This is a genomic window from Serratia liquefaciens (assembly GCF_027594825.1).
Taxonomy (GTDB): Bacteria; Pseudomonadota; Gammaproteobacteria; order Enterobacterales; family Enterobacteriaceae; genus Serratia; species Serratia liquefaciens_A.
The window spans coordinates 1,953,856-1,969,947 of sequence record NZ_CP088930.1 but is presented as its reverse complement, the minus strand read 5'-3'; the positions used below and the strand labels follow the sequence as shown (position 1 = coordinate 1,969,947).

The 16,092-nt window shown below is 58.3% G+C and carries 17 protein-coding genes; 14 read left to right on the top strand and 3 right to left on the bottom strand.

Translation table 11 applies throughout. The annotated features are described in order from the left end of the window. Window positions 1–112 precede the first annotated feature (112 nt). The 4 genes from LQ945_RS08980 to LQ945_RS08965 are packed head-to-tail and all read left to right on the top strand — an operon-like array spanning window position 113 to window position 4,181. A complete protein-coding gene (locus LQ945_RS08980; RefSeq protein WP_270102724.1) occupies window positions 113–826 on the top strand; it encodes a DUF2848 domain-containing protein in 714 nt (237 codons plus the stop codon). Next, the gene (locus tag LQ945_RS08975; protein WP_270102723.1) at window positions 826–2,175 is read left to right on the top strand and encodes an amidase; all 1,350 of its coding nucleotides are present in this window, start codon (window positions 826–828) and stop codon (window positions 2,173–2,175) included. Before LQ945_RS08980 ends, LQ945_RS08975 begins: the two co-directional genes overlap by 1 nt. A 30-nt stretch (window positions 2,176–2,205) precedes the next feature. Beyond that, complete coding sequence (locus LQ945_RS08970; RefSeq protein ID WP_270102722.1) at window positions 2,206–2,859, top strand: DUF4286 family protein; 654 nt, start codon at window positions 2,206–2,208, stop codon at window positions 2,857–2,859. Further along, entirely contained in the window at window positions 2,856–4,181 is a 1,326-nt protein-coding gene (locus tag LQ945_RS08965) for an MFS transporter (protein WP_182823223.1), read from the top strand. The genes LQ945_RS08970 and LQ945_RS08965 overlap by 4 nt, the downstream gene beginning before the upstream one ends. A gap of 40 nt (window positions 4,182–4,221) precedes the next feature. Here the strand turns inward: LQ945_RS08965 and LQ945_RS08960 are convergent, their stop codons facing one another. Continuing rightward, window positions 4,222–4,830 carry an HD domain-containing protein gene (locus LQ945_RS08960; RefSeq protein WP_270102721.1) on the bottom strand — a complete coding sequence of 203 codons (609 nt, stop codon included), beginning with the start codon at window positions 4,828–4,830 and terminating at the stop codon, window positions 4,222–4,224. 183 nt (window positions 4,831–5,013) lie between these two features. On the opposite strand from LQ945_RS08960, the gene trhA reads away from it, so the two are divergent. Together trhA and LQ945_RS08950 are read left to right on the top strand one after the other, a co-directional pair. Next, the gene (trhA, locus tag LQ945_RS08955) at window positions 5,014–5,688 is read left to right on the top strand and encodes a PAQR family membrane homeostasis protein TrhA (RefSeq protein WP_044553246.1); all 675 of its coding nucleotides are present in this window, start codon (window positions 5,014–5,016) and stop codon (window positions 5,686–5,688) included. Window positions 5,689–5,852: 164 nt separating this feature from the next. Further along, a complete protein-coding gene (locus LQ945_RS08950; protein WP_269935676.1) occupies window positions 5,853–6,350 on the top strand; it encodes a DUF2165 family protein in 498 nt (165 codons plus the stop codon). Between the two features lie 57 nt (window positions 6,351–6,407). Here the strand turns inward: LQ945_RS08950 and ygfZ are convergent, their stop codons facing one another. Next, on the bottom strand, window positions 6,408–7,394 hold the full coding sequence (gene ygfZ / locus LQ945_RS08945) for a tRNA-modifying protein YgfZ (RefSeq protein ID WP_262239629.1): 987 nt from the start codon (window positions 7,392–7,394) through the stop codon (window positions 6,408–6,410). Window positions 7,395–7,716: 322 nt separating this feature from the next. Between ygfZ and sdhE the strand changes: the two genes are divergently transcribed. The 5 genes from sdhE (at window position 7,717) to creD (ending at window position 11,945) form a co-directional block, all read left to right on the top strand. Then, window positions 7,717–7,983: an FAD assembly factor SdhE gene (gene sdhE, locus LQ945_RS08940; protein ID WP_020828476.1), complete on the top strand. Its 267-nt coding sequence runs from the start codon at window positions 7,717–7,719 to the stop codon at window positions 7,981–7,983. Next, window positions 7,964–8,386 (top strand): protein YgfX, encoded by a 423-nt coding sequence (locus LQ945_RS08935; protein WP_182823214.1) that lies wholly within the window; start codon window positions 7,964–7,966, stop codon window positions 8,384–8,386. Before sdhE ends, LQ945_RS08935 begins: the two co-directional genes overlap by 20 nt. Beyond that, window positions 8,386–9,081 (top strand): two-component system response regulator CreB, encoded by a 696-nt coding sequence (creB, locus tag LQ945_RS08930; RefSeq protein WP_044553240.1) that lies wholly within the window; start codon window positions 8,386–8,388, stop codon window positions 9,079–9,081. The genes LQ945_RS08935 and creB overlap by 1 nt, the downstream gene beginning before the upstream one ends. Further along, window positions 9,078–10,496: a two-component system sensor histidine kinase CreC gene (creC, locus tag LQ945_RS08925; RefSeq protein ID WP_270102720.1), complete on the top strand. Its 1,419-nt coding sequence runs from the start codon at window positions 9,078–9,080 to the stop codon at window positions 10,494–10,496. The genes creB and creC overlap by 4 nt, the downstream gene beginning before the upstream one ends. 84 nt (window positions 10,497–10,580) lie before the next feature. Continuing rightward, window positions 10,581–11,945 (top strand): cell envelope integrity protein CreD, encoded by a 1,365-nt coding sequence (gene creD, locus LQ945_RS08920; RefSeq protein ID WP_270102719.1) that lies wholly within the window; start codon window positions 10,581–10,583, stop codon window positions 11,943–11,945. Between the two features lie 35 nt (window positions 11,946–11,980). Here the strand turns inward: creD and fldB are convergent, their stop codons facing one another. Next, entirely contained in the window at window positions 11,981–12,499 is a 519-nt protein-coding gene (gene fldB / locus LQ945_RS08915; RefSeq protein ID WP_270102718.1) for a flavodoxin FldB, read from the bottom strand. A 107-nt stretch (window positions 12,500–12,606) separates the two neighbouring features. Here fldB and xerD point away from each other — a divergent pair, with 107 nt between their 5' ends. From xerD to recJ, 3 genes are read left to right on the top strand one after another with little or no spacing between them, the layout of a single operon-like run. Continuing rightward, window positions 12,607–13,506 carry a site-specific tyrosine recombinase XerD gene (gene xerD, locus LQ945_RS08910; RefSeq protein ID WP_270102717.1) on the top strand — a complete coding sequence of 300 codons (900 nt, stop codon included), beginning with the start codon at window positions 12,607–12,609 and terminating at the stop codon, window positions 13,504–13,506. A gap of 27 nt (window positions 13,507–13,533) precedes the next feature. Further along, window positions 13,534–14,250: a bifunctional protein-disulfide isomerase/oxidoreductase DsbC gene (dsbC, locus tag LQ945_RS08905; RefSeq protein ID WP_115058103.1), complete on the top strand. Its 717-nt coding sequence runs from the start codon at window positions 13,534–13,536 to the stop codon at window positions 14,248–14,250. Between the two features lie 6 nt (window positions 14,251–14,256). Beyond that, window positions 14,257–15,990 carry a single-stranded-DNA-specific exonuclease RecJ gene (recJ, locus tag LQ945_RS08900; protein ID WP_115058104.1) on the top strand — a complete coding sequence of 578 codons (1,734 nt, stop codon included), beginning with the start codon at window positions 14,257–14,259 and terminating at the stop codon, window positions 15,988–15,990. Window positions 15,991–16,092 lie beyond the last annotated feature (102 nt).

The window sequence follows — 16,092 nt, the reverse complement described above, 5'->3', positions numbered from 1 at the left end:
AGACGAAAGTTTTTAGACATAGTACACAAAAACATGGCACGGAAATCGCTTATTTGGTAACTAAAGATATAGTGAAATTTCACAGTATTTTAACCAAAGAGGCACAAACGCCATGAGACTGACCTTTACTTTACCCGAATCCAGCGGCACTGGGGTGCTGGATGTCGAGATCGATCACCTGGTGATTGCCGGCTGGACCGGCCGGGATCGCGAAGCGATCCTGCACCATATCAGGGAGCTGGCCGAGCTCGGTGTGCCCCAACCCAGTGCAATCCCTCTGTTTTATCGGGTGGCGGTTAACCAGCTCAGCCAGAGCGAACGCATCGAAGTTATCGGCAATGCCAGCTCCGGCGAAGCGGAACCACTGATCTTCACACATCAGGGTGAATGGTATGTTTCGCTGGCTTCGGATCATACCGATCGTCAGTTGGAGGCGCACAGCGTGGCCCTGTCCAAACAGCTCTGCGTCAAGCCGGTGGCTCTTGCCGCCTGGCCGTTGCGTGAGGTGAGTGCGCACTGGGATTCGTTGATCCTGCGCTCGTGGATCAAGGAGAACGGCGAGTTCCAGCTTTATCAGCAGGGCCGTCTTGCCAGCCTGCGTACTCCGGGCGATCTGCTGGATCGTTACCTGAGCGGCCAACAACTGCCGGAAGGCGGGTTGACGGTGCCACAGCCGAAGGACGGCCTGGCGATGGCCTGCGGTACGGTGGCGGCGATTGGCGGCATCCGGCCAGCGACCGAATTCCGTATGGAATTGGTGGATGAGGTGCTGGGGCGCACCATCAGCCATAGCTATAGCAGCATTGAGCTGCCGGTGGTGGCCTGATGAAACAGTTGACGTTAACTCAGGCCGTTTCCGGGCTGGCTCAGGGGGAATTTACCGCCGCGCGGTTGACCGCTGACGCATTGTCGCAAATCGTGAACGAGCAGGGAGAGGGGCAGCGCACCTTTACCCATGTGTATGCCCAATGGGCTCAGGAGCAGGCACTGGCGGCCGATCGGCGGCGAGCTGCGGGCAACCCTCTGTCGGCGCTGGACGGTGTACCGGTGTCGGTCAAAGACCTGTTTGATGTCGCAGGGGAAGCCACCGCGGCCGGGTCACGCGTACTGGCCGGTGCGCCAGCGGCTAGTGCTCATGCTGCCGTGGTGGCGCGTTTGTTGCAGGCGGGCGCGGTGGTGATGGGCAAAACCAACATGACCGAATTTGCCTATTCCGGGCTGGGGATCAATCCCCACTACGGCACGCCCGCCAATCCCTGGGATCGCAGCGCACGTCGTATTCCCGGCGGTTCGTCCTCGGGGGCAGCAGTGGCGGTGAGCGACGGCATGTGTTTCGGTTCGATAGGCAGCGATACCGGCGGTTCGGTGCGGATCCCGGCGGCCTTCTGCGGCCTGACCGGCTATAAGCCCACCGCCAGCCGCATTAGCAGCGGCGGCCTGCTGCCACTTTCCCCTTCGCTGGATTCGATAGGCGTGATTGCTCATGACGTGGCCGGTTGCCTGGCGCTGGATACGGCAATTGCCGATCGGCCACTACGGCCTCAGCAGAAAAATTTGAGTCAGGCACGCTTCGCCGTACCGCAAACCCTGGTGCTGGATGGCCTGGACCCTGAGGTCACCACCGCGTTTCACCTTGGCTTGCAGCGCCTGGCGCAGGCCGGAGCGCAGATTGAATTTATTCCCTGCCGAGAGTTCGCCGAACTGGCGGCGATCAATGCCGACGGTGGATTTACCGCGCTGGAGTCCTGGCACTGGCACCGGGCGTTGATTGCCGAACATGCCGATGCTTATGACCCCCGGGTGCTGTCGCGCATTCGTCGCGGCAAAACGTTGGATGAGAACAACCTGCTGCAATTACGGTCGTTGCGCGCCGATTGGCAACGGCGGGTGAGTGCCGAAGTGCAAGGGTTCGCTGCGTTGCTGATGCCGACGGTGCCTTTCGTTGCCCCGACCCTTGCCGAGTTGGAAGCGGATGAAGAAGCCTATTTCCGTATCAATGGTGCCGTGCTGCGCAATCCCTCGGTAATCAATTTCCTCGACGGCTGCGCATTGTCACTGCCGTGCCAGCAGGCCGATGCGGCACCGGTTGGCCTGATGGTGGCCGCACTGCCTTTGCATGACGAAGCGCTGCTGGGTTGGGCGCTGGCAATCGAACGTTGCCTCGCCGGCGCGTGATTTTTACTTTGAGCTAACAGGAGAGTCACCATGACCGGTTCCCCGAACGGAATGCTGTTTGTCGCAACAGATATCGCCACGCAGGATGAGGCGGATTTCAATCAGTGGTACGACCGCGAGCACGTGGAAGAGCGAGTGCGGGTGCCTGGTTTTTTGTCGGGCACCCGTTATCAGGCGCTGCACGGCGGGCGTAAATATCTCGGCCTGTACAAAACCGAATCATTGGCCAGTTTTACCTCAGCGGCCTACCGCGCTGCGTTTACCCAGCAAACGCCCTGGTCGGTGGCGAGCCTCGATAAAATGCGTGACCCGATGCGCCGGGTGTGTGCGGTGGAAGCGGTGACAGGTCAGGGCTGCGGCAGTTACCTGGCTATCGTTAACCTCGCACCGGCGCAACCGGAGGTATTGAAAGCCAGCATCAGCCATTTGGGGGGGCTGCTGGCCGAGCAGCCGGGCTTTGTTCGCAGTAGCCTGCTGTCGCCGGACGCGGAGCTCAGTTCGCCGTTGCCGAAAGAGTCGCGTGAAAATCGTCATCTGTTGCCGATGCTACTGATCGAAAGCAGCAGCGCCGAAGCTGGCCGGCGGCTGAGCGAGCTTGCCTGCCGCCAACTGGAAATCCCCGCAGCCGAAGCCCTGCATTATGCCCTGGGCTGGCAACTGACCACTCAGGAGCTGTCATCATGAGCACTTCAACCACCGAAACGCCGACCCTGAACCTGTCCGCTGCCGACGCTGCCGCTCACCCACCGAAAACCGGCAGGCTGGCGGCCGCCAGTTCTATCGGCACCGCGCTGGAATGGTACGATTTCACCGTTTACAACATCATGGCGGCGCTGATTTTCAATCACGTATTTTTCCCGTCTTTCGACCCGCTGGTGGGTACCATTCTGGCGTTTTCCACCTATGCGGTCGGTTACGTTTCCCGGCCGATTGGCGGCATCGTGTTCGGCCATCTCGGCGACGTGCTGGGGCGGCGCTTTGTGCTGGTGACGACGCTGGTGATCATGGGGGTGACAACTGCGCTGATGGGACTGTTGCCCGGTTACGCCAGCTGGGGCATCTGGAGCCCGCTGCTGTTGGTGACGCTGCGCTTTATTCAGGGGATTGCATTGGGAGGCGAATGGGCCGGCGCGGTACTGCTGTCGATGGAGCACGGCAAACCGCACCAGCGGGGGCGCAATGCCTCCTTTGCGCAGGTCGGTCCTTCCTGCGGCACGCTGATTGGTACTGGCCTGATCACGCTGGTGACGGTGGCGATGTCGGCAGAAGATTTCCAACAGTGGGGCTGGCGTATCCCCTTCCTGCTGAGCCTGGTGCTGGTGGTGTTTGGCCTGTGGCTGCGTCGTGGGGTAGGGGAAACGCCGGCGTTTCTGAAGCTGGAAGCCTCTAAGGACGTTACTCATGCGCCAATCCGTGAGGTTTTCACCCAGCATCGGCGTCCGCTGCTGATTGCCGGCGGTTCACGTATCGGTTCCGACGTGCTCTATGCGCTGGTGGTGGTCTTTACGCTGACCTACGTCACCACGGTGTTGAACCTGCCGCGCCCGCTGGCGCTGACCGCCACCATGCTGGGGGCGATCGGCAATGCGATTACCGTCCCCATGTTTGGCGCATTGTCCGACCGTTTTGGCCGCAGGCCGGTGTATATCGGCGGAGCGCTGGCGGCGATGGTATGGGCGTTTGTGTTCTTCGTGCTGCTCGACAGCAGCCAGCCGGTGCTGATCTGCCTGGCGGTGGTGGTCGGTTTGTTGATCCATGCGGCGATGTACGGCCCGCAGGCGGCATTTATCACCGAACAGTTTCCGACAAGGGTGCGCTATGCCGGATCGTCGTTGGCCTACACGCTGGCCGGTATTATCGGCGGTGGGTTTGCGCCGCTGATTATCGCTTCACTGTTCAAGTCCTACGACAGCACGCTGGCGATCTCGGCCTACGTGGTGGTGGCGTTGCTGATCACGCTGTGGGCGGTGATTGCCGCAAAGGAAACGGCACACAAGCCGCTGTGACTGGTTTGCCGGGTGAGGGAGGCACCCGGCCTGCGGAGAGTTACTTCAACCAGCCCTTGCGCTGGGCTTCCTGCAGGTGGTGCAGCAGGTGTTTCCACAGCTCAGGGTAAACTTCTTCAATCATCGTATTGCGTGACAATACCTGTTCCAGGCTGATGCCGTTTTCGACCCAGCTTTGGCCTTCATTATGCAGGTTCATCAGCATCGGCATGGTGCGGTCCAGCACCAGCGCAAAGCGTGCGTCGGCGCTCTCGCCATCTTCATATTCCTGCCACAAAGCGGTGAAATACTCGCGTTGAGCGTCCGGCAGCATACCGAACAGACGCCGTGCCGCGGCAACCTCTTGATCGTGGATCGCTGCACGGGCGGCCAGATCGTACACCAGTACGTCACCGGCATCGATCTCAACGATGTCATGCAGCAGCGCCATCTGGATCACTCGCTGAATATCTACGCCTTCACCGGCATAAGGCGCCAGGCTCATGGCGCCCACGGCGAAGTGCCAACTGTGTTCGGCGGAGTTTTCCTGGCGTTGGGTGCCCAGCACCTTGGTGCGGCGTTGCACGCTTTTCAACTTGTCGATTTCCATCAGGAACTGGATGACCTGGGTCATGGAGCCGAAATCTAACGCGGGTACAGCGGATGACATGGTGTAAACCTCAAGGTAGATGGGTTGAAGCGGATCGATTGTAGACCAGCGAGCGGGGGATTTCGATGGTTACACGCGCACACAGTTTTATTTTAGCGTACACGTGTACACTGAAATTATTCTCAGTTAAGCTGCTTTGCGGTAATTTCGAACAGTGTTGCGCATTTTGAGGGGTTTTGCGTTATGGGAAAAACGGGCGTAGTGAAAGCTGGTACCGAAAAAATTGCCGCTGCGGCCTATCCGTGGGCGGAGGAGATAGCCAACAGCATCAGCCACGGCATCGGGTTGGTTTTGGGTATCGTCGGCCTGGTATTGCTACTGGTGCAGGCGGTCGACAGCGGTGCCGACGTCACGGCCATTACCAGCTACAGTCTTTATGGCGGCAGCATGATCCTGCTGTTCCTCGCCTCCACGTTGTACCATGCGATCCCCCATCAAAAGGCCAAGCATTGGCTGAAAAAGTTTGACCACTGCGCCATTTACCTTTTGATTGCCGGTACCTACACGCCGTTTCTGTTGGTGGGGTTGAACTCACCCTTGGCCAAGGGGCTGATGGCGGTCATCTGGGGCCTGGCGCTGCTGGGCGTGCTGTTCAAACTGGCGTTCGCCCACCGTTTTGAAGCGCTGTCGCTGGTGACCTATCTGACCATGGGCTGGCTGTCGCTGATTGTGATTTACCAGTTGGCGACGCGTCTGGCATTAGGTGGCGTGACGCTGCTGGCGGTCGGCGGCGTGGTTTACACCCTGGGGGTGATTTTCTACGCCTCGAAGCGATTCCGCTTTGGTCATGCTATCTGGCATGGCTTTGTGCTCGGCGGTAGCCTGTGTCACTTTATGGCGATTTATCTGTACGTCTGACGGGTACCCCTACAGCGTTAGTATCATGTTGATTAAGCGTTTCTTTTAAGTTAAAAAAGAGGCGCTTGTTTCTTTCGGGTATCCAGCAAGCCCATTTTTCTGTTTATTCCTGAGCCCGACTTTGCACCTTCGGTGTTTACGTTAATCTTTCAGGACTCATCAATATGATTATTCGCTTATCCAAAGCGCTGCTGGTGTGCGCGATTGCGCTGTTCGCCACCCTGGTGGCTTTCGGTAATATTACGGATTACGGTTCCAACTTCGCCTTTGTGCGCCATGTCTTTATGATGGACACCATTTTCCCTGACGCCACCATCACCTACCGTTCCATACAATCTCCCTGGCTGCATCACGCCGGCTATATCGGCATTATTATCCTGGAAAGCCTGACGGCACTGCTGTGCTGGGTGGGCGGTTTGCGCCTGCTGTGCGGCCTGAAACTGCCCGCCGTGGCTTTCAACAGAAAGAAAAAGCTGGCGGTGGTCGGCCTGACGCTCGGTTTTCTGACCTGGCAGGTGGGCTTTATGTCGGTGGGGGGAGAGTGGTTCGGCATGTGGATGTCTAAACAATGGAACGGCGTGCCGGATGCCTTCCGGTTCTTTGTCACCATTATTCTGGTGCTGATTTACCTGGTGCAACGCGATGGGGAGTTAGACGAGTAACGGATATGTCAGCAGGGGCGCAACAGGTTGCGCCCCCAGATAAAGCCGGGAGGTACTCTAGGCTTCCAGTGAATACGGTAGCGGTTTGATCGCCAGTTGGCTGGTGGCATCGTCGCGCACCCGCAGCTTGCTGTCGGCTTCCAGATCGTTATTCAGTACCACCTGTACCCACAGCGTGCCGTCAGCCAGCTTGGCGGCGCTCAACACCGTGCCGGTACGACGCCAGTTTTCACCCAGTTGCAGTTCCAGATCCTCGGCCGGCTGTGGCACCCGCCCGGCTTTGCCTTCCAGCCAGTACAGCGCCCGCTTGTTGGCACCGCGGAATTTGGCGCGCGCCACCATCTCCTGACCGGTATAGCAACCTTTGCTAAAGCTGATGCCTTCCAGTGCCTGTAGATTGGTGGCTTGCGGAATTAGCTGCCCGCTGTTGGCGGCGTCAATGACCGGATAACCGGCTTCGATATCCAGCGTCAGCCACTGCTGGCTGTCGTTGAGTTCCGCCTGTTCGTGCAGCCTGGCGACCAGCTGTTCGGCTACCGCTGCGGTGGTGACCAACAGGAAACGTTCCGCCGGTAAAGTGAAGTGCAGCAGAGTAGTTTCACCGTCCTGCACCACCGGATGTTCCGCGTCCGGCAGGCTGTTGAAAATGCCCGTCAGCGCCGCACGCGCCTGAAAACCGGCTACGCCCAGCAGCACCGCTTCGTTATCGGCGGCGATGGTGAGTTTGGAAAACACCGCATATTTTTTGATTTCAGCCAGTTGGCTGTCCAGCACGCTGCGGCGTTCCAGATAGGCAAAGCCTTCACCACGATGGAACAGACGCAGGTTGCTCCACATTTTGCCTTTGGCGTCGCAGTGGCCGCACAGCACGTGTTGGTCAGCCGCCAGCGCTTCGATGTCGGCGGTTACCTGGCCCTGAAGGTATTTCACCGTGTCGGGCCCGTTCAGCGTCACCAGTGCCCAATCTTCCAGCGAGATTAAGGTCAGGGGCAGATGGGAAGAGGCGGAAGGTTGACGGGGTGGAAATGGAATTTTATACGCCATAGTAAGATCCTGCTTAACGTTAGCTTACCTGAAGGTGTGTTGGCTCCATGGTAAAAGAGGCGGCGGGCTTTGCAAACTGTTATTCACGCTTGTCGCGCCGGCAGCGCTTTTTTTGACATTTAGCGCTTAATTACGCTTTAGGCAGAGAACGTCCTTCCCGGCGAGTATGTCAAATTGTTACTCTATAGGCTTGCGGCCGAAGGTTACCCTTGCAGACAGATCTTTGGCTGATGGAATTATATCGCGCCGGTGTTGCCATACAGTGTGTCGGTTGAACCCTGCGATGGCGTTGCCACGCTGAAAAGAGGTTAGTCATAACAACATGGATATTAATAACAAAGCACGTATTCACTGGGCTTGTCGCCGTGGCATGCGTGAGCTGGACATCTCGATCATGCCGTTCTTCGAATATGAGTACGATCGGTTGAATGACACGGACAAAGCGCTGTTTATCCGCCTGCTTGAGAGTGACGATCCCGATTTGTTCAACTGGCTGATGAATCATGGCGCTCCGCAGGACAGTGAACTGCAGAGAATGGTGACACTGATCCAGACGCGAAATAAAGACCGTGGCCCAGTGGCGATGTGATGTTCGTATTTCCTGGCGCACCCAGTTACTTTCGCTGTTGACGCATGGCGTTCTGATCCTGCTGATCCTGATTTCACCCTGGCCGGAAGGCTACGGGCCAATTTGGCTGGTGTTGCTGACGCTGGTGGTGTTTGAATGTATTCGTAGCCAAAAACGCATTGCGTCGCGTCAGGGGGAGTTGCGCCTGCTGGAGAACCAGCGTGTGGGCTGGCAAGGGCAGGAATGGCAGTTGGTCAAGCAACCCTGGATGCTGCGTTTCGGTATTCTGCTGACGTTGCAATCAATGCAGGATAAAAAGCGTCGTCGCTTGTGGTTGGCCTCCGACAGCATGGTCAAGGCCGAATGGCGGCATTTGCGCCAACGGCTGTTGTATCCGCCGGCCAGCGATGACGAGGAACCCTGATGAAGCCGACGCTGTGGCTGGTGGAGGATGAACCCAGCATTGCCGATACGCTGATTTATACCCTGGAGAGTGAAGGTTTTCAGGTGCGCTGGTTCGAACGTGGCGAACCGGCCTTGCAAGCTTTGGCGCAAGGGGCGCCCGCGTTGGCTATCCTCGATGTCGGTTTGCCGGATATCAACGGTTTTGAACTGTGCCGCCGTCTGCTGTCGCAGGCGGCGGATTTACCCGTTCTTTTTCTTACGGCTCGCAGCGACGAGCTCGATCGCCTGATCGGGCTGGAAATCGGTGCCGACGACTACGTCGCCAAGCCTTTTTCTCCGCGTGAGGTCAGCGCCCGCGTTCGCACCATTTTACGTCGTTTACAAAAACAACAGCGCTTGCAGCAGCCCACGCTCTATAGCTTCGGCCCTTTTGGGCTGGATGAACCGGCGGCGACCATTTATTACCATCAGCAGCCGTTACCTCTGACCCGCTATGAATTCCTGCTGTTAAAAACCTTGTTGCTGGCCCCTGGCAGGGTGTTTTCACGTCAGCAATTGATGGACAGCGTTTGGGCCCAGGCGGAAGAGAGCCTGGACCGTACGGTCGACACCCATATCAAAACGCTGCGCGCCAAGCTGCGGACCATCGACCCGGGTGAACCGCCCATCCATACGCATCGTGGCCTGGGCTATAGCGTGAGCCGCCAACCATGAGAATAGGCCTGCGCCTGCTGCTGGGGTATTTCCTGATTGTGGCGGTCGCGGGCTATTTCGTGCTGAGTATTTTCGTGCAGGAAGTGAAGCCTGGCGTGCGGCGCGCAACCGAAGGCACGCTGGTGGATACCGCCAACCTGCTGGCGCAAATCGCGCGTCTGGATATGCAGCGTACTGACGTGGTGCACGGCCAACTGGCGCAGGCATTCGCTCAACTCAATCAACGGCCCATTGGCGCCAATATTGCCGGTATTCGCAAAGATCGCAGCGAATATCACGTTTATCTCACCGATCGGCTCGGTAAAGTCATTTTTGATTCCAGTGGCAAGGCACTTGGTCAGGATTATTCTCGCTGGAATGACGTGTACCTGACGCTGCGCGGCCAGTACGGCGCCCGAAGTACGCGAAGTGATCCGCAGGATGAAAACAGCTCGGTGATGTATGTCGCCGCGCCGGTGCTGGATCAAGGCAAGATAATCGGCGTGCTCAGCGTCGGAAAACCCAACAGCACCATGGCCCCGGTGATCAAACGCAGCGAACGACGCATTCTGTGGGCAGGGGCGCTGCTGCTGGGCATTGCCTTGCTGATTGGTCTGGGTTTTGTCTGGTGGATCAACCGTTCGATTGGTCGATTGGTGCGTTACGCCGATGGCGTCGCGCAAGGCGAAAGCGTGCCGCTGCCAGAAATGGGCGGCCATGAGCTGACACAACTGGCGCAGGCGCTCGAAAGCATGCGAGTGAAGCTGGAAGGCAAGGCCTACATCGAACAGTATGTGCACACTCTGACCCACGAGTTGAAAAGCCCCTTGGCGGCGATCCGCGGTGCGGCGGAGCTACTGCAGGAGTTCCCACCTCCGGCAACCGCTCAGCGCTTTCTGACCAATATCGAACAACAGAGCGCGCGCATTCAGCAATTGGTGGACAAGCTGCTGGTTCAGGCGCGGCTGGAAAGCCGTCCTGGGCTGGAGTCGGCACCCATCGCGATGGCGGCTTTGGTGCGTCAGGCGGTCGCGGGCAAGGAGGCGCAGGCGGTACGGCGCGGTATTTTATTGCAGATAGACGGGATGGAAGAGGCTACCCTGACCGGCGACGCGCTGCTGATCGGTCAGGCGTTAACCAATCTGCTCGATAATGCGCTGGATTTCACCCCCTCGGGCGGCACTATCAGCGTGCACGGCGAACGTCATGATAATCACTACCGAATCACCGTCAGCGATGACGGCAGCGGTATCCCGGATTACGCGTTGGACAAAGTGTTTGAGCGTTTCTATTCGCTGGCCCGGGCCGACAAACCGAAAAGCAGCGGACTGGGACTGAGTTTTGTGCAGGAAGTGGCGCGCTTGCACCGGGGATCGGTCCGGCTGCACAATCGCCAACCGCACGGCGTGGCGGCTATTTTCACCTTATCTCTCTGACTTCACCTTCCCTTCACATAACCACATCCTGCTTTCACCGAAGGCCATTATCGTGGCGCCATTACCTACAAGGAGCGCGCAGCGATGATGAAATCGGTACTGTTTTGGAAGATAGCTACCCTACTGGGATTGATGATTTTGATGATCATCCCGGTGACGCAGTTAATGAATGTGATTGAAGAACGCAGCGGTTACCGCCAGAGCGTGGTGGGGCAGGTAAGCGAAAGCACCAGCCGCGCACAGCGGATTTTGGGGCCGTTGATTGTCATTCCTTACACCGAGAGGGAGGAAAAGACCGACGATAAGGGGCAGAAAGTGGTGCAAATGGTCAGGCATCATCGCTATCTGCTGCCGGAAAACCTGCAGGTGAACGGCAAGCCGAACGTGGAAGTGCGCAAGCTGGGAATTTACCAAACGCAGGTGTACCAGGGGCCGCTAAAGTTTCAGGTGAAATTCGGTCAGCCGGATCTGAGCGACCTGCAACGCAGCAATGTCGTGATTGGCCAGCCTTTCCTGCTGGTGTCGTTGAGCGATTCACGCGGGATCAAGAGTATCTCGCCGCTTATCAGCGCGCAGTCGCAGACGACCTTCGAACCGGGCACGCAGGTTAACGTGCTGCCGCAGGGGATCCATGCCCCGCTAACATTGGCTTCGCTGCAGAAAACCGGATTGGATGCCGATTTCACCCTTACGCTGGCGGGCACCAGCAGCCTGTCATTGGTGCCGCTTGGGCGCAGCAGCGAATTGACGCTGCAGAGTAACTGGCCGCACCCGAACTTCCTCGGCAACTTCCTGCCGGACGAACGCAAAGTAACGGAGAAAGGCTTTAGCGCCCGCTGGCGCAGCACCTGGTTCGCTAACAATATCAACAGCGCCTTCCATTACGATGACGGGATCCTCGACGAGGACAAATTGCCGGCTTTCACTACCAGCCTGATTGAACCGGTGGATCATTACCAACTGACCGAACGCGCGGTGAAATATGCGGTGCTGTTTATCGGCCTGACGTTTATGGCGTTCTTCCTGTTCGAAACCCTGACCGGCCTGCGGGTGCATCCGATTCAATATCTGCTGGTCGGTGCGGCGCTGGTGCTGTTCTATCTGATCCTGTTGGCGTTCTCCGAGCATTTCGGTTTCGCCACCGCTTATCTGCTGGCCAGTATCGCCTGCAGCGGATTGATTGCTTTTTACCTCAGTGCCGTTCTGCGTGGCCGGTTACGTGGTGCGTTGTTCGCCGCCAGCCTACTGATGCTGTATGGCGTGCTGTACCTGCTGTTGCAGTCGGAAGATAACGCGTTGGTGCTGGGCGCGGGGCTGCTGTTTGCGATTTTGGCGGGGATTATGCTGCTGACGCGCAAGCTGGACTGGTATCAGGTGGCCGATCCGGCACGTTTGAGCGGCGAGACGCCAGCAGGAGAAGAGGAAAAACGTTTCCGGTTATGGAAATAAGCAGGAGATTGGGCGCGTAACCGCGCCCTGATGCATTACAGCAGGGGGTCCATCTCCAGCAGGATCTGTTCGCACCACTGTTGCATACGGTCTTCGCTCATGTCGTATTGGTTCACATCATCCAGCGCCAGGCCGACAAAGTGTTTGCCATCGGCGCTGAGCGGTTTGGGGCTGGTGAATTCGAAGCCGTCGATGGGCCAGAAGCCGATAAACTGTACGCCGAGCGGGGCGATATGATCGTGCAGCATGCCGAGCGCATCGAGGAACCATTCACCATAACCGAGCTGATCGCCCATGCCATACATGGCAACGATTTTCCCTTTCAAATCCAGCGTTGTCAGCTGCGGCCAAATCGCTTCCCAATCTTCCTGCAGCTCACCGAAGTCCCAGGTGGGGATACCGAGGATCAGGATGGAGTACTCTTCCATCAGCTTGGGGGAGACGTCTTTCAGGTTGTGCAGGTCGACCAGGTCTTCACCCAGAATCTCACGGATTTTTTCTGCCGCCATCTCGGTGTAGCAGGTGCTGGAGCCGTAAAACAGACCAATCTTCATGTGTAAACCGTTTATATTGCCGTAGGTAGAATTGCGTCGAGTATACCCGATTTGTACCGGTTTAAGGCATAATGCCTGTGGCATAAACGTAACAAAGAGAGGACCGCGTGCAACAGCAAGATCATGCGTTGATTGAGCAATTCCTGGATGCGCTGTGGCTCGAACGCAATCTGGCAGAGAATACGCTGGCCTCTTACCGGCTGGATCTGCAGGCGCTGGTCGCCTGGCTGAACCAACAAAATATTTCGCTGGTAAAGGCGCAGGCGCTGGATCTGCAGGCGTTTCTCGCCAAACGGGTCGAGGGCGGCTACAAAGCTACCAGCTCCGCGCGTTTGCTGAGCGCGATGCGCCGCCTGTTCCAATATTTGTACCGTGAAAATATGCGCACCGACGATCCCACCGCGCTGCTTGCCTCACCTAAGCTGCCGCAGCGGCTGCCGAAAGATCTCAGCGAAGCGCAGGTCGATGCGTTGCTGCAGGCGCCCTGTGTCGATCAGCCTCTGGAGCTGCGTGACAAGGCGATGCTGGAAGTGTTGTACGCCACCGGGTTGCGGGTCTCCGAACTGGTCGGGCTGACCATCAGCGACGTCAGTCTGCGCCAGGGCGTGGTACGGGTGATAGGCAAAGGCAACAAGGAACGGCTGGTGCCGCTGGGTGAAGAGGCGGTGTACTGGATCGAAAATTATCTGGAACACGGCCGCCCGTGGATGGTCAACGGCCAGGCGCTGGACGTGTTGTTCCCCAGTAATCGTTGCCAGCAAATGACCCGACAGACGTTCTGGCATCGTATCAAACACTATGCGATCCTAGCGGGCATAGACAGCGAGAGGCTGTCGCCGCACGTGTTGCGTCACGCATTTGCCACCCATTTGCTGAACCATGGGGCGGATCTCCGTGTCGTACAGATGTTGCTGGGGCATAGCGATCTCTCGACCACGCAAATTTATACGCATGTAGCGACCGAAAGGCTTAAACAGCTACATCAACAGCACCACCCGCGTGCCTGACACGCCGGGTTCAAAAGGATTGGAAGAATGAAGAAAGGTTTAATGCTGCTCTCTCTGCTGGTGGCTTCAGTGACCGGCGCGGCCCATGCCGACGATGCGGCAATTCAAAAAGCGCTTGGCAGCCTGGGCATTCAGCAGGCGGACGTGCAGCCTTCACCGGTGAGCGGCCTGAAAACCGTGCTGACCGATAACGGCGTGCTCTACGTGAGCGAAGACGGCAAACACATTCTGCAAGGCCCGCTGTACGACGTCAGTGGCAAAGAGCCGGTCAACGTCACCAATCAACTGCTGACCGGGAAGCTGGAAGCGCTGAAAGATCAGATGATCGTCTACAAAGCGCCGAAGCAAAAGCACGTGATCACCGTGTTTACCGACATCACCTGCGGCTATTGCCACAAGCTTCACGAGCAGATGAAAGAGTATAACGATCTGGGCATTACCGTCCGCTATCTGGCGTTCCCGCGTCAGGGGTTGAATTCCCAGGCCGAAAAAGACATGCAGTCCATCTGGTGTACCGCTGATAAAGCCAAAGCTTTCGACCAGGCAATGAAAGGCGACGCAGTATCCCCGGCAACCTGTAAAACCGACATCAGCAAACACTACGCGCTCGGCGTGCAGTTCGGCATTCAGGGTACCCCGGCGATCATTTTGGAAAACGGCATGATGATCCCGGGTTATCAGGGACCGAAAGAGATGGCCGCCATGCTGGACGCGCATCAGACCGCAACTAAAACCGGTGGTTAATCGCCGGTGAGCATCAAAACACAACTTCGCCGCCGTGAAACGGCGGACGGCAGCCATCTGCCTGCCAGCCTGCATCCGCTACTGCGCCGTTTATACGCGCTGCGCGGCGTGAAGGCGGAGCAGGAACTGGAACGCAGCGTCAAAGGCATGTTGCCCTGGCAGCAGTTGGACGGCATTGATACCGCCGTGGGGATCCTGCAACAGGCATTGGCCGATCATCGCCGCATTATGGTGGTGGGGGATTTCGACGCCGATGGCGCCACCAGTACCGCCTTGACGGTGCTGGCGCTACGCAGCATGGGCGGCAGTGCCGTCGACTATCTGGTACCGAATCGCTTTGAGGACGGCTACGGCCTGAGCCCCGAAGTGGTGGAGCAAGCGGCGACGCGCGGTGCCGAGCTGATCCTGACCGTGGATAACGGCATCTCTTCCCACGCGGGCGTCGATGTGGCACACGCCAAAGGCATACAGGTGCTGGTGACCGACCACCACCTGCCGGGGGAAACCCTGCCGGCAGCGGAGGCGATCGTCAACCCGAACCTGCGCGGCTGCGAGTTTCCGTCCAAATCCCTGGCCGGCGTCGGGGTGGCTTTCTACCTGATGCTGGCGCTGCGTGCCCGGCTGCGGGACAGCGGCTGGTTTGAACAGCGGGCACTGGCGATGCCAAACCTGGCGGAACTGTTGGATCTGGTGGCGCTCGGTACGGTTGCCGACGTGGTGCCGCTCGACGCCAACAACCGCATTTTGGTTTACCAGGGCCTGAACCGTATTCGCGCCGGCAAGTGCCGACCGGGCATTCGTGCGCTGCTGGAAGTGGCTAACCGCGACGCGCGCCAACTGGCGGCCAACGATCTCGGTTTTGCCTTGGGCCCGCGGCTCAATGCTGCCGGACGGCTGGACGATATGTCGATTGGCGTGGCGCTGCTGCTGAGTGACGACATTGCGCAGGCACGCATGCTGGCTAACGATCTCGATGCACTCAACCTGACGCGGCGCGAGATTGAGCAAGGCATGCAGGTTGAAGCCTTGCAGCTGTGCGACCAACTGGAACGCAGCAGCACCGCCTTGCCATACGGGCTGGCGATGTATCATCCGGAATGGCATCAGGGCGTGGTGGGGATCCTGGCTTCGCGCATCAAGGAACGCTTCCACCGTCCGGTGATCGCGTTCGCGCCGGCGGGTGAGGGCATTTTGAAAGGCTCCGGCCGTTCGATAGCCGGTCTGCACATGCGCGATGCGCTGGAGCGGCTGGATACGCTCAATCCCGGGCTGATGATGAAGTTCGGTGGCCACGCCATGGCGGCCGGACTGTCGTTGGAAGAGGCCAAATTCGACGAGTTTCGCCAGCGCTTTGGCGATCTGGTTGGAGAATGGCTCGATCCGGCGATGCTGGAAGGGGTTATCTGGTCTGACGGTGAGCTGGCCCTGCAAGAGCTTTCGCTGGAAACCGCCGAGCTGTTGCGTGAGGGCGGCCCCTGGGGACAGGCCTTCCCGGAACCGACCTTTGACGGCAAGTTTCGCATTCTGCAGCAGCGGCTGGTGGGCGAGAAGCACCTGAAGCTGATGGTCGAGCCGCTTGGCGGCGGCCCGTTGCTTGACGGTATCGCCTTTAACGTGGACACCACGCTGTGGCCCGACAGCAGCGTGCGTGAGGTTGAACTGGCTTACAAGCTTGACGTCAATGAGTTTCGCGGCAACCGCAACGTGCAGTTGTTGATTCAGCATCTCTGGCCGCGTTGATTCGCACTGCCATTAAGCCGGGGCTGGCTTGCCTTGCCCCGGCTACATTTCTTGCCCACAAAAACTGAGCAACTCGCTATAAACTGACGCCTGGATCCGATA

Coding starts and splice junctions, on each gene's coding strand:
- trhA (WP_044553246.1), top strand. CDS start 5,014: ATGGGAAAAACGGGCGTAGTGAAAGCTGGTACCGAAAAAATTGCCGCT.
- dsbC (WP_115058103.1), top strand. CDS start 13,534: ATGAAGAAAGGTTTAATGCTGCTCTCTCTGCTGGTGGCTTCAGTGACC.
- creC (WP_270102720.1), top strand. CDS start 9,078: ATGAGAATAGGCCTGCGCCTGCTGCTGGGGTATTTCCTGATTGTGGCG.
- LQ945_RS08975 (WP_270102723.1), top strand. CDS start 826: ATGAAACAGTTGACGTTAACTCAGGCCGTTTCCGGGCTGGCTCAGGGG.
- fldB (WP_270102718.1), bottom strand. CDS start 12,499: ATGAAGATTGGTCTGTTTTACGGCTCCAGCACCTGCTACACCGAGATG.
- LQ945_RS08960 (WP_270102721.1), bottom strand. CDS start 4,830: ATGTCATCCGCTGTACCCGCGTTAGATTTCGGCTCCATGACCCAGGTC.
- sdhE (WP_020828476.1), top strand. CDS start 7,717: ATGGATATTAATAACAAAGCACGTATTCACTGGGCTTGTCGCCGTGGC.
- LQ945_RS08980 (WP_270102724.1), top strand. CDS start 113: ATGAGACTGACCTTTACTTTACCCGAATCCAGCGGCACTGGGGTGCTG.
- LQ945_RS08970 (WP_270102722.1), top strand. CDS start 2,206: ATGACCGGTTCCCCGAACGGAATGCTGTTTGTCGCAACAGATATCGCC.
- creB (WP_044553240.1), top strand. CDS start 8,386: ATGAAGCCGACGCTGTGGCTGGTGGAGGATGAACCCAGCATTGCCGAT.
- ygfZ (WP_262239629.1), bottom strand. CDS start 7,394: ATGGCGTATAAAATTCCATTTCCACCCCGTCAACCTTCCGCCTCTTCC.
- LQ945_RS08950 (WP_269935676.1), top strand. CDS start 5,853: ATGATTATTCGCTTATCCAAAGCGCTGCTGGTGTGCGCGATTGCGCTG.
- LQ945_RS08965 (WP_182823223.1), top strand. CDS start 2,856: ATGAGCACTTCAACCACCGAAACGCCGACCCTGAACCTGTCCGCTGCC.
- creD (WP_270102719.1), top strand. CDS start 10,581: ATGATGAAATCGGTACTGTTTTGGAAGATAGCTACCCTACTGGGATTG.